This window comes from Arenibacter flavimaris, from assembly GCF_030291335.1.
In the GTDB taxonomy this organism is placed as follows: domain Bacteria; phylum Bacteroidota; class Bacteroidia; order Flavobacteriales; family Flavobacteriaceae; genus Arenibacter.
Genome location: NZ_JASWIM010000016.1, coordinates 39,036 through 52,734, shown reverse-complemented (window position 1 = coordinate 52,734; position 13,699 = coordinate 39,036). Strand labels below are relative to the sequence as shown.

8 protein-coding genes are annotated in these 13,699 nt (G+C 41.4%); 6 read left to right on the top strand and 2 right to left on the bottom strand.

Translation table 11 applies throughout. The annotated features are described in order from the left end of the window. Nucleotides 1–51 precede the first annotated feature (51 nt). Nucleotides 52–1,863, bottom strand: coding sequence for an acyl-CoA dehydrogenase (locus QSE00_RS13295; RefSeq protein WP_286106316.1), 1,812 nt, complete (start codon nucleotides 1,861–1,863; stop codon nucleotides 52–54). Nucleotides 1,864–2,062: 199 nt separating this feature from the next. On the opposite strand from QSE00_RS13295, the gene QSE00_RS13290 reads away from it, so the two are divergent. From QSE00_RS13290 to QSE00_RS13280, 3 genes are all read left to right on the top strand, one after another. After that, nucleotides 2,063–2,929, top strand: a complete 867-nt coding sequence (locus QSE00_RS13290; protein WP_110357558.1) for a cation diffusion facilitator family transporter — start codon at nucleotides 2,063–2,065, stop codon at nucleotides 2,927–2,929. 142 nt (nucleotides 2,930–3,071) lie between these two features. Then, nucleotides 3,072–6,758 carry a phosphoribosylformylglycinamidine synthase gene (gene purL, locus QSE00_RS13285; RefSeq protein ID WP_286106315.1) on the top strand — a complete coding sequence of 1,229 codons (3,687 nt, stop codon included), beginning with the start codon at nucleotides 3,072–3,074 and terminating at the stop codon, nucleotides 6,756–6,758. Further along, nucleotides 6,734–7,216 carry a GNAT family N-acetyltransferase gene (locus QSE00_RS13280; protein ID WP_258364891.1) on the top strand — a complete coding sequence of 161 codons (483 nt, stop codon included), beginning with the start codon at nucleotides 6,734–6,736 and terminating at the stop codon, nucleotides 7,214–7,216. Before purL ends, QSE00_RS13280 begins: the two co-directional genes overlap by 25 nt. Nucleotides 7,217–7,343: 127 nt before the next feature. Here QSE00_RS13280 and QSE00_RS13275 read toward each other — a convergent pair whose 3' ends face one another. Continuing rightward, complete coding sequence (locus QSE00_RS13275; protein WP_110357560.1) at nucleotides 7,344–8,453, bottom strand: glycoside hydrolase family 10 protein; 1,110 nt, start codon at nucleotides 8,451–8,453, stop codon at nucleotides 7,344–7,346. A 476-nt stretch (nucleotides 8,454–8,929) separates the two neighbouring features. Here QSE00_RS13275 and QSE00_RS13270 point away from each other — a divergent pair, with 476 nt between their 5' ends. The 3 genes from QSE00_RS13270 (at nucleotide 8,930) to QSE00_RS13260 (ending at nucleotide 13,697) form a co-directional block, all read left to right on the top strand. Then, nucleotides 8,930–10,702 (top strand): AMP-dependent synthetase/ligase, encoded by a 1,773-nt coding sequence (locus tag QSE00_RS13270; RefSeq protein ID WP_286106314.1) that lies wholly within the window; start codon nucleotides 8,930–8,932, stop codon nucleotides 10,700–10,702. Nucleotides 10,703–10,840: 138 nt separating this feature from the next. Then, complete coding sequence (locus tag QSE00_RS13265) at nucleotides 10,841–11,272, top strand: MarR family winged helix-turn-helix transcriptional regulator (protein ID WP_110357651.1); 432 nt, start codon at nucleotides 10,841–10,843, stop codon at nucleotides 11,270–11,272. A 34-nt stretch (nucleotides 11,273–11,306) separates the two neighbouring features. After that, nucleotides 11,307–13,697 (top strand): 3-hydroxyacyl-CoA dehydrogenase/enoyl-CoA hydratase family protein, encoded by a 2,391-nt coding sequence (locus QSE00_RS13260; protein WP_286106313.1) that lies wholly within the window; start codon nucleotides 11,307–11,309, stop codon nucleotides 13,695–13,697. Nucleotides 13,698–13,699 lie beyond the last annotated feature (2 nt).

Genomic DNA, 13,699 nt, shown 5'->3' with positions numbered 1-13,699 from the left:
TAAAACAACCTACTGGAAAATTACCCTACTTGGTTTCATAAAAAATGATTGTCAAAAAACCTCCTTTTTGGTATTTATGGTAAGTTCATCCGGGTGTATCAACGATTCCGCCAAACTACTGGTCTTTGGCAACTCATACTTAAAATAGAATTTCATTGTATGGATTTTACTGAGGTAGAACTCCTTGGAGTGGCTTTGGTCCCCGTCCTGGATATTTCGCTCCGCATTTACCGCAATATCCAACCATAGCCAGCCTATAACGACATGACTTAAGAATTCCATAAACAAGTTGGCATCGGACAAATAACGTTCGTAATTGCCCTTTTTGGCAAAAGGCATTAAAAAATCCAAAACCTCCCTTGCCAATTTAATCTTGTCTGCCAGGCTTTTGGCCGATGAACGCAACCCATTGAACTCCATGGCAGCGGTTATGGTATGCAATATTTCATTTAACAATAATTCCAAGGCCTTGCCATTTTCCATGGGGACCTTACGTCCCAATAAATCTTGGGATTGTATCCCAGTGGTTCCTTCATAAATACTGAATATACGTATGTCCCTATAGTATTGTTGAAGAATAAAATCCGAACAGAATCCATATCCGCCCAATACCTGCATCCCATTGCTCACAGACAAGGTACCGGCCTCGGTTGGATACGTTTTTACAATGGGAATGATCATTTCCAATAATAGACGGTACTTTTCCTTGATGTCCTGGTTTTTGGTGGATTGAATGATATCGTAATATTTGGCCGCCAATAGAACCAAACTCAAAGAACCTTCGGCAATCGATTTTTGTAACAATAACATGCGCCTTACATCTGGATGTTCAATTATCAGGCACGGTTTTTCATTGGGATCTTTTTTTCCATCGCTGGCAAGTTTTCGCCCTTGGGGCCGTTCATTGGCATACTCCAATGACGCTTGATACGCTGCCATACTAATGGCTGCACCCCCTCGCCCAACACTTATCCTGGCACTATTCATCATCAGGAACATATACTTAAGGCCTTTATGTGCCTCACCTACCAGCCAGCCATGGCAATCGCCCTTGTCACCAAAACCTAAATGGGTCGTAGCATATCCCCGTTGGCCCATTTTCTGAAAATCGGCCACTGTCATCACATCGTTACTTATTAAAAGTCCATCCTTATCCATCCTAAGCTTAGGTACCACAAATAAGGATATACCCTTGGTTCCGGACGGGGCACCTTCCAATCTTGCCAACAATAGATGTACTACATTTTCTGCGTATTGATGATCGCCACCTGAAATAAAAATTTTTTGTCCGGATATCTTATAATAATCTTGCCCGGTAGGGGTTGCCTTGGTAGTTATATCGGACAAGGAACTTCCTGCCTGGGGTTCTGTAAGGCACATGGTACCGCCCCAATCGCCGGAAAGCATTTTGGGAACATAGGTTTTCTTAAGGTTTTCATTGGCAAAATGAACAATCAGCTCCGCAGCGCCTTGGGTCAATCCTATATATCCCGGCAGATGATTGTTTGCTGCCTCCTGAATATAGGCCGAAGCGGTATGGATTGTAAATGGCAACTGCAATCCCCCATCCCCATAATCAAAAGGCCCCGAAATAATCCCCATTTCGCCCCCCTTCTTCATCATTACATCAACCTGCTTATGCACCATTATGGTTCCATTTTTATACGTAGCCGGCGTTTCATCCATTTCCTTGAAGTACGGAAATAATTCACGATCGGAAAATTCCTTGATCGCATTTAAAAACAGATCCAAGGAGTCCTTGTCATAATCTTGGAACCTTTCTGCCGATAACAAATCCTCCACCCCATGTACATGGTATAACAAATATTTTAATGTTGCGATATCTACGTATTCCTTGGCCATGCTATTATTTGGTGTTTAATGTTATTACATTCCCAAGATACAATTTACTCCTCAAATAGAAGCACCTACAAAAAAAATGAAGTTATTTGGAAAGTTCAGGCACTAACAAAACAAACGGAAACCTGCCAAACTGGTATATATACATTAGAAACAGGCATAAGTTTCTTACCTTTAACCTTCCATTGGGTTTAGGAAAGGAATGAACAACGAGCACTCAGCTATAAAGACCACTTATTTCAGCATAGCTGGCAACATTGTTCTGGCCATAATTAAAGCTTTGGCCGGTTTTTTCGGCAATTCCTACGCTTTAATCGCCGATGCCATTGAATCCACCACCGATATTTTTTCCTCACTCTTGGTATTGTTTGGACTTAAATATGCTAAAAGACCAGCGGACAAGAATCACCCTTACGGCCATGGTAGGATAGAGCCCCTAATTACCTTTTTGGTAGTAGGTTTTTTAATCACCTCGGCTACCATTATTGCCTATGAAAGCATCATGAACATTTTAACCCCGCACAAAACGCCTAAATCCTGGACCTTATTGGTTTTGGGGGTCATTATTTTGTGGAAGGAGATTTCATATAGGGTGGTCTTAAAAAAAAGTATCATGACCAACAGTTCTTCCTTAAAGGCCGATGCCTGGCACCATAGAAGCGATGCCATCACCTCTATTATGGCTTTTATTGGAATAACCATTGCTTTAATATTTGGAAAAGGTTATGAAACAGCTGATGATTGGGCAGCCTTGGCCGCCTCATTTTTTATTTTTTACAATGGTTATCTGATTTTTAGACCTGCCCTTGGGGAAATAATGGACGAGCATTTATATGATGACCTTATCGCTGAAATTCGACAAGTTTCATTAACCGTTGATGGCATATTGGGAACTGAAAAATGTTTTATCCGAAAAGCAGGTACAAAATATCATATAGACCTGCATGCCCAGGTAAACGGGAGTATTAGCGTAAAAGAAGGGCACAGCTTATCGCATAAACTCAAGGACAGACTACGGAAGGATATCCCCAATATTGGGCATGTCCTAATACATATTGAACCCAATTAAAATATATTGCGGACTGTGTTTTATATTAGACCCCATACAGAAATTAACAATTGTTGTCCAAAACTGTTAACTATTCTAATGAAAAATTACACATTAAAACCGTAAATTTGCAGCTTTCTCAACCATACAATTTACATATTAGATGATTCATTTCTTCGGAGACCTTAGCACTAAGATATTTGCGGTACAAACCAAAAACGACCTGACCCAAGAAGATAGCGTAAAACTCACATGGTTGTTCGGCAACCAACCCAAGATAAACGCGGCGTCATTGGACGCCTTTTTTGTTGGTCCAAGGGCAGCCATGATAACCCCATGGAGCACTAATGCTACAGAGATAACACAAAATATGGGGGTTACAGGTATTATTAGAATTGAGGAGTTTATTGTGGTAGACCAGGATGAAAATGGGTTCGACCCCATGCTTTCCCAAAAATACCATGGCCTTACGCAAGATATTTTTAAGGTCGATGTAATGCCCGCCCCTATTCAGGAAATAGTGGATATTGCCCAATATAATGAGCAGGAGGGATTGGCTTTGAGCGAAGAAGAAGTTACTTATTTAAAGCAGGTCTCCGAGAAAATTGGCCGCAGTCTTACGGATTCAGAAGTTTTTGGCTTTAGTCAAGTGAATTCAGAACATTGTAGGCATAAAATTTTTAATGGAACTTTTGTTATCGACGGAGTAGAAAAGCCATCTTCGCTTTTTAAACTCATCAAAAAAACATCACAGGAACATCCTGGGGATATAGTCTCGGCATATAAGGACAATGTGGCCTTTCTAAAAGGGCCTAAAGTGGTGCAATTTGCCCCCAAATCTGCTGACAAGCCAGATTTTTACCAAGAAAAACCCTTTGAATCGGTTATTTCCTTAAAGGCCGAAACCCATAACTTCCCAACCACCGTAGAGCCTTTTAATGGTGCTGCTACTGGAGCCGGTGGAGAAATCAGGGACCGTTTGGCCGGAGGAAAAGGCTCCTTGCCCTTGGCAGGAACCGCGGTGTACATGACGGCCTATTCCCGTTTGGAAGAAAACAGGCCTTGGGAAAAGGGAATGACGGAAAGGAATTGGCTTTACCAAACCCCTATGGATATTTTAATTAAAGCATCCAATGGAGCTTCTGATTTTGGAAATAAATTTGGACAACCGTTAATTGCCGGGTCCGTACTTACTTTTGAACATGATGAAGCCGTTGAACCAACGGCAGGCGAACAAGCTAGAAAATTGGGTTATGACAAGGTGATTATGCAGGCCGGGGGAATTGGTTATGGCAAGGCGGAGCAAGCGTTAAAAGACATACCCAAAACAGGGGATAAAATTGTAATCCTTGGAGGTGACAACTATCGCATTGGGATGGGGGGCGCCGCAGTATCCAGTGCCGATACGGGAGAATTTGGGGCTACCATAGAACTCAATGCCATCCAGAGATCCAATCCCGAGATGCAAAAAAGGGCCGCAAACGCCATTCGGGGAATGGTAGAGAGCGACCATAACCCCATTGTTTCCATTCACGATCACGGTGCCGGAGGTCATTTAAATTGTTTGTCCGAATTAGTGGAAGAAACAGGTGGCAAAATAGATATGGACAAACTGCCCATTGGAGACCCTACCCTATCGGCCAAAGAAACCATTGGGAACGAATCCCAAGAACGTATGGGCTTGGTAATTGGAAAAAAAGATGTAGACATACTGCACCGAATCGCCGATCGGGAACGATCACCCATGTATGAAGTTGGTGATGTTACGGGAGACAAGAGGTTTACCTTCAAATCTGCAACCACGGGAGAAAGTCCAATGGATCTGGATCTATCGGATATGTTCGGGAGCTCCCCCAAAACAGTCATGAACGATTCCGCAATAACAAGAAAATATTCCGCCCCGACCTATTCCCTGGAACACTTTCACGATTATTTGGATCAAGTATTGCAATTGGAAGCTGTTGCCTCCAAAGACTGGCTCACGAATAAAGTGGACCGTTGTGTAGGGGGAAAGGTAGCCAAGCAACAATGTGCAGGACCTTTGCAGTTGCCCTTGAACAATTGCGGTGTAATGGCACTGGATTATAAAGGGAAGGAAGGAATAGCCACTTCTATAGGCCACTCCCCTATTTCTGGATTGATAGACCCTTCAGCAGGTAGTAAGAACAGTATAGCAGAAGCTTTGACCAATATTGTCTGGGCCCCCTTAAAAGACGGCTTGGACTCGGTTTCGCTCTCCGCCAACTGGATGTGGCCCTGCAAAAATCCTGGAGAAGACGCACGATTGTACGAGGCGGTACAGGCCATTTCGGATTTTGCCATAGAACTGGGAATAAATGTCCCCACCGGAAAAGACTCCTTGTCCATGAAGCAACGCTACAAGGACCAAGAAGTTATAGCCCCGGGAACGGTTATCATTTCGGCCGCAGGTAACTGTAACGATATTACCAAGGTGGTAGAACCGGTCTTACAAAAAAATGGTGGAGACATATATTACATCAACCTATCCAATGATGCGTTTAAATTGGGAGGATCATCCTTTGCCCAAATTTTAAATGCCATTGGTGATGCAGCACCTACCATTAATGATGCCGTTAATTTTAAGACCGTATTCAACACACTCCAAGGTCTGATCCTTGACGGAAAGATACTGGCCGGGCATGATGTAGCTTCAGGGGGACTGATTACCACTCTTTTGGAACTCTGCTTTGCCGACCTGGATTTGGGTGCCAGCTTGGATTTGACGCCTATAGGTGAGGCCGATTCCATTAAATTATTGTTTTCGGAAAATGCGGGAATCGTTTTTCAGGCCAAGGACAGCTCAATTGAAAATGAGTTGGCCGATGCAGGCATTGAGTATTTCAATATTGGATCGGTCAGCACAAAAGCTACCCTCACCATAAAAAATCAAGGAATGGAAATGGGATTGAATATCAATTCCCTTCGTGATACATGGTTCAAGACATCCTATCTCTTAGACAGAAGGCAAACCGCCAACAACTTGGCCAAAGAGCGTTATACCAATTACAAAAACCAGCCATTAGAATATATCTTCCCGGCCCAATTTAGTGGCAAGTTGCCCAATGATGCCAAAGAAAGACCCAAAGCGGCCATCTTACGGGAAAAAGGCAGTAACTCGGAGCGAGAAATGGCCAATGCCATGTACCTGGCCGGTTTTGATGTGAAGGATGTTCATATGACCGATCTGATATCCGGAAGGGAAACCCTGGAAGATATCCAATTTATAGGTGCCGTGGGAGGATTCTCAAACTCGGATGTGTTGGGAAGTGCCAAAGGTTGGGCAGGAGCCTTTAAGTACAACGAAAAGGCCAATACAGCACTAAAGAATTTCTTCGCCAGACCCGATACACTTTCCATAGGTATTTGTAATGGTTGCCAGTTATTTATGGAATTGGAATTGATTAATCCAGAACATAGGGAACACGGTAAAATGACCTATAATGATTCCCATAAACACGAAAGCGGATTTACCTCCGTAATGATCCAAAAAAATAATTCCATAATGCTTTCCAGCTTGGAAGGAGCCAAATTAGGAGTTTGGATATCCCATGGTGAAGGGAAGTTTAAACTACCTCTGGCCAAAGAAAATTATAATATAGTGGCCAATTATGGTTACGAGGCTTATCCGGCAAATCCCAATGGCAGTGATTTCAATACCGCAATGTTATGTGATACCACGGGCCGACACCTAGTGACAATGCCACACATAGAACGGTCTATTTTTCAATGGAACTGGGCAAATTATCCCGCAGGAAGAAAAGATGAGGTTACACCCTGGCTGGAAGCATTTGTAAATGCCAGAAAATGGCTGGAAGCCAACAATGGTTAATTCCCATGGTCTTTAGGAAAGCTACCAAGGAAGACTTGCCGGCAATTATAGAAATGATTGCCAATGACACCTTGGGCCGATTGCGGGAGAGGTATGGGGATCCGCTTCCTAAAGAGTACTATAATGCCTTTGAAAGAATTGATGGGGATGAAAATCAAGAACTAATCGTTATGGAGAATTCCAAAAAAGAAGTCGTGGCCTCTTTTCAATTGAGTTTTCTCCAATATTTAACCTATGTAGGAGGTATTCGCTGTCTTGTAGAAAATGTACATGTAAGGGAAGATTTAACAGGCAAGGGAATAGGCAGGCAAATGTTTCAATGGATTATTGAAAGGGCAGAAGAAAAAGGAGTCCATATGGTACAGTTGACCTCCAACAAACTACGCCCCAATGCTATTCGATTTTACGAAGCCATCGGATTCACGGCTACCCACGAAGGATTTAAACTGCATCTATAATCCCACAAATTAAAATCCCTTGTATAGAAGTTGGAAAAATATGCCTGTTCAGCACAAAAGTCCATCTTCTATTCAAGGGATATTTGCTAACTAATTACAATCTCCTTAAAGGAAGCCCATTATACTTTTACTTCTTGGAGTAATCGGCATGGATTGCCTTATCAAAGGCCTCCCAATGCTCTGGCTTCATTCTTTCGGGGGTAAAAAGACATATTCCTGTAGCTCCATTCTCCATGGAAGTTCTAATGGCCGTCTCAATTTCAGATGGTAATAGCCCATGATTTTCGGGGTCGTTTTCCTTTGTTTTGTTTTCCGGGTTTGGACATATGAAAAGCCCACTGAAGATAGGCTTTTCCCCGTTGACGGATGCCACTTCTTCCTTGGTTATTTCTCCAACCCATTCCGGACTCTTTAAATAGAAATCGTTATAATTCATTGGATAAAAAGCATCCAAATCCCATTTGTTCCATTCCTGTCTCACCATTTTCATAGCATTGCTAGGGCCTGGAAAAACTGCGGCATTTATTTTTTTGCCTTTTTCATGTACTACCTTGGCCAGGCGATTTACAATGTTCGTGATTAAATCGTATCTAAACTGTTTCCACTCCTGAACTTTGGACGGATCTTCAACCTCTTTTATATCTATGCCCGATTTTTCTTTAAAATCGGATACACATTTATCACAATAACAATAATCGGCTATGGGATATTCCTCGTTCATCACCAGTCCGTATTTATCCCAAAGGCCTTCTGCCAATATTACATCGGGAAAACGGATATAATCCAAATGTATCCCATCCACTTCCTCCACAGCTGCTATATTCCCGTATAATTCGGACAAAAAAGTAAAAGAGCCCTCCTTGTTGGGGCAAAGAAATTTATAATATGATACATAGGCAGGTTTATCATATGCCGATTCGCCATTGCGATTTATTGCATAAAGATCCTGGGGTAATTTAGGGTTGTCACCCTGCACCATTGTAGGTACCCAAGTATGGAATTCCATACCAGCGTCCTTTACCAATTTACCTACCCTCTTATAGGTTTCAGGGTCTTGACCGCCATTGTACATCAGTCCATCGATCCCCTTTTCCTTATAGTCCTTAAAAGTTGCCATCAACTCTTGATCGGTAGCCTCCCCAGGACCACCCGTCCATGCATATACAGGAATTTTAGATTTTTCTGTGCAGGAAATCAAGGTAAAAATAGCTGCTGCCGTTACAAAAAGCTTTTTCATTGGTTTAGTTTATTTATTAATAAAAGTTACTTACACGCTTCAAATGCCATCAAAAAAAAAATGCGGAAACGCTTATTTTGGAATATGGCCCATTAATGACTGAACTTAATAATTTTGTAGCTTCCAAGTTCTAAATCTTAGCTAAGTAACCTCGGAAATAATACAAACAACACTATTATGACATAGTATTGGTACTTCCTGCGGAAATAAAAACAAGGGCACATATATTCCTTTATTTATGTAATCCGGTGCAAAAATGGGCAAAAATCCTATTTAAACCGAAACCATTCAAACATTAAACAACTAATTTAAACCATCCGTTTACAACTCTCCAGACCATAAAAACCAAGCTAAAGATGTACAAATTTTAATAGACAAAATGAAGACTCCATAATTATTTTACATTATTTATACGAATGTGATTTTAAAATACCGTTCCCTTTTCTTAATTTGCGATTACGAATAGCAAATTAAATATGCAAGAGATCACCCGACTTTTTGATTTTCCCTATTATCAATTAGAGAAATTCAACTTAAAACAATCACTGGTTACCAAGTACAATGGAGAATGGGTTGCAACATCTACCCAAGAGTATATAGACAAAGCAAATGCGATAAGCAGGGCTTTGTTGAGACTGGGAGTAAAACCCAATGATAAAATTGCCCTAATTTCCATGACCAACAGAACGGAATGGAATATAATGGACATTGGAATACTGCAGTTAGGTGCACAAAATGTACCTATTTACCCTACCATATCACAAGAAGACTACGAATATGTCCTAAACCATTCAGAGGCCAAATATGTTTTTGTATCCTGTACGGAAGTTTATGACAAGGTTAATGCCGTAAAAAAGAATACCCCACATTTAAAGGATATTTACTCTTTTGATGTGCTTGATAACTGCAAAAATTGGAGCGAAATTTTAGAACTGGGTGCGGATACCTCCAATCAAAATGAGGTTGAAAAGCTCAAAGACAAGGTTAAACCAGATGATTTGGCCACCTTGATCTATACATCAGGGACCACAGGCCGACCTAAAGGTGTGATGCTTACCCATAAAAATGTAGTGTGCAATGCCATAGAAAGTTCCAAACGGCTGCCTATAGATTATGGCAATACCAAATGTTTAAGCTTTTTGCCAGTCTGCCATATCTATGAAAGAATGATGGTGTATCTATATCAATACGCGGGAGTCACCATTTATTTTGCCGAGTCCATGGACAAAATAAGTGAAAATTTAAAAGAATGCGCTCCCCATGTTATGACCGCTGTTCCAAGATTATTGGAAAAAGTATACGATAAAATCATCGCTAAGGGAACGGCACTTACAGGTATTAAAAGAAAATTATTTTTCTGGGCCGTTGAAGTCGGACTAAAATATGAACCATACGGTCAAAACGGTTGGTGGTACGAACAAAAACTTGCGCTAGCCAGAAAATTAATTTTTAGTAAATGGAAGGAGGGCTTGGGAGGTAATCTTTCCCTAATATCCTCAGGTAGCGCCGCATTGCAACCAAGGTTGGCACGTATTTTCAATGCTGCAGAGTTTGGGGTCATGGAGGGTTACGGACTTACTGAAACCTCACCAGTAGTTTCGGTGAACGATATGAGGAATAGTGGATTTAAAATTGGAACCGTAGGGAAATTATTGGATAATACCGAGGTGAAAATTGCCGAAGACGGGGAAATATGTGTTAAAGGTCCCCAAGTAATGTTAGGTTATTACAAGGATCCCGAAAAAACGGCTGAAGTTATTAAGGATGGGTATTTCCATACCGGGGACATTGGTGAAATCGATGCCGATGGATTTCTTAAGATCACGGACCGAAAGAAAGAGATGTTCAAAACCTCGGGCGGTAAATATGTGGCTCCACAACTATTGGAGAACCGCTTTAAACAATCCAGGTTTATAGAACAAATAATGGTTATCGGTGAAGGTGAAAAAATGCCCGCAGCCCTGATACAACCAGATTTTGAATTTTTACGGAATTGGGCCAAAATACACAACGTAGAGGTTGGCGACAATAATAAAATGGTCCTCAATGAAAAGGTAATCGCCAGGTACCAAGAGGAAGTGGATGCTGCGAATGAAAGTTTTGCCAAATGGGAAAAAGTGAAACAATTTAGACTCACACCTGATATATGGAGTATAGAGGAAGGGCATCTTACCCCTACAATGAAATTAAAACGAAAAATAGTTAAGGAGAAATACCTGGATCTCTACAATGACATTTACGAGCATTAGTGGATAGACCAACGTTTAAATTTATAACAGCTTCCGTAACAGGAAGCTTTTATATTTTATAGGTCCTCTAATTTTTTTTAAAATATATTATGCATGCATAATATATTTTCATATATTTGGAGTAACCAACAAAACAGCATGCAAGACATAACAATAGATTACGCGCTCCGAGCTACTTGGCAAGCGGTAACAAAGATGTATAACGAAGAGGCAAGGAAATTTAATAGTACCATGGCCGTAGGTTTTACATTATTGAGCATAGACCCCAAAACGGGCACCCCTTCAACAGCCCTTGGGCCAAAGATGGGTATGGAGGCTACAAGTCTCTCGCGAATATTGAAAAGTATGGAGGAAAAGGGCCTTATAGAACGTAGGCCCAACCCCAATGATGGTAGGGGTGTTCTAATACACCTCACAGCTTTTGGTCTGGAAAAGAGGAAGGATTCAAAAGATGTTGTACTTCGTTTCAACGATGTGGTGAAGGCACATGTACCTGCAGAAAGTCTAAATGCTTTTTTTGAGGTAACGGAGATCATTAACAAATTAATTGCGGAAAAGAAAATTTATTAATAACGTTAAAAAACTAGTTAACACCTTTTTATTGATGAACAAACACATTAAAAAAGTAGCAGTTATTGGTTCGGGTATTATGGGGAGCGGCATAGCTTGTCATTTTGCCAATATAGGCGTGGAGGTATTGCTTTTGGATATTATACCACGGGAACTTAATGATAAAGAAAAAGCCAAGGGCCTTACCTTAGAGGATAAGGTAGTTAGAAATAGATTGGTGAACGATTCCTTGGCCGCAGCATTAAAATCCAAGCCCTCCCCTATTTATCATCAAAAATTTGCCCAGAGAATTTCAACTGGAAATCTCGAGGATGACATTTCCAAGGTTGGCCAGGTAGATTGGATCATTGAAGTGGTGGTAGAACGTCTGGATATTAAAAAAATAGTTTTTGAAAAACTGGACAAACACAGGAAACCAGGTACTTTAATAACTTCCAACACTTCTGGCATACCTATAAAATATATGAGTGAGGGAAGAAGTGAGGATTTTCAAAAACATTTCTGTGGAACCCACTTTTTTAATCCAGCCCGATATTTAAAACTTTTTGAAATAATCCCTGGACCAAAGACTTCTCCCGAAGTTTTAGATTTCCTAAATGGCTATGGGGAGCAGTTTTTGGGCAAGACCTCGGTGATTGCCAAAGACACTCCTGCATTTATTGGCAATAGAATAGGGACCTTCAGTATAATGAGCTTGTTCCATGCCGTAAAGGAAATGGACCTTACCGTAGAAGAAATTGACAAACTTTCAGGACCGGTAATAGGCAGGCCAAAATCGGCCACCTTCCGAACAGTGGATGTGGTGGGCTTGGACACTTTGGTGCATGTGGCCAATGGCGTTGCCGAAAACTGTAAGGAAGATGAGAGACGGGAGCAATTTATACTTCCTGATTTCATCGGTAAAATGATGGAAAATAAATGGTTCGGAAGTAAAACAGGGCAAGGTTTTTATAAAAAGGAAGGTCGGGAAATTTTGGCCCTGGACCTAAATACCATGGAGTACAGGCCCAGTAAAAAGGCTAGTTTTGCCACTCTTGAACTCACCAAATCCATAGAGAATGTAATAGACCGATTTAAGGTATTGGTGACGGGTAAGGATAAGGCAGGTGCCTTTTACAGAAAAAGTTTTTCTTCATTATTTGAATACGCTTCCAATAGGATTCCAGAAATAACCGGGGAATTATATAAGATAGATGACGCCATGAAAGCAGGTTTCGCCTGGGGACATGGCCCCTTTCAAATTTGGGATGCCATAGGTGTTGAAAAAGGGATCGAAATGATGAAGGCAGAAGGCTTTCAACCGGCCGCCTGGGTTACCGAAATGATATCCACAGGAAATAAATCCTTCTATACCATAAATGACGGGGCCAGTTATTATTACGACATTCCTAAAAAGGCAATGGAAAAAATTCCAGGGCAGGATTCCTTTATCATTTTGGACAATATTAGAAAATCCAATGAGGTATGGAAAAACTCAGGTGTTGTAGTAGAGGATTTGGGGGATGGTATATTAAATGTGGAATTCCAATCCAAAATGAACACTATAGGAGGTGATGTTTTGGCCGGCTTAAATAAGGCCATCGATTTGGCAGAAAAGGATTTCCAAGGGCTGGTTGTGGGCAATCAGGCCCCCAACTTCTCCGTTGGTGCCAATATTGGGATGATATTTATGATGGCCGTAGAACAGGAATATGATGAATTGAACATGGCCATTAAGATGTTCCAGGACACGATGATGCGTATGCGCTATTCATCCATACCTACAATTTCCGCCCCACATGGAATGACCTTGGGCGGTGGTTGCGAATTGTCCCTACATGCCGATAAGGTAGTTGCTGCAGCTGAAACCTATATGGGATTGGTAGAATTTGGTGTTGGGGTAATACCTGGGGGCGGTGGCTCCAAAGAAATGACCTTAAGGGCATCGGATACTTTTAGAAAGAATGATGTTGAACTCAATGTCCTTCAAGAATACTTCCTCACTATTGGAATGGCCAAAGTTTCTACATCCGCCTATGAAGCCTTTGATATGGGGGTACTTGAAAAAGGGAAGGATATAGTGGTCGTAAACAAGGATAGACAAATTGCCACAGCAAAAGGCTATGCCAAGCTAATGGCAGAACAAGGCTACACACAACCTCCAAAAAGAAAAGACGTGAAGGTTCTTGGGAAACAGGCCCTAGGAATGTTTTTGGTTGGAACGGATGCCATGGAAGATAGTAATTATATAAGCGAACACGATCATAAAATAGCCAACAAATTAGCCTATGTAATGGCCGGGGGGGACCTATCCGAGCCGACCTTGGTCACTGAGCAATATCTTTTGGATCTGGAACGGGAAGCCTTCCTTTCCCTATGCACGGAAAGAAAAACCTTGGAACGTATACAGCATATGTTAAAGACAGGGAAGCCGTTACGAAATTAATG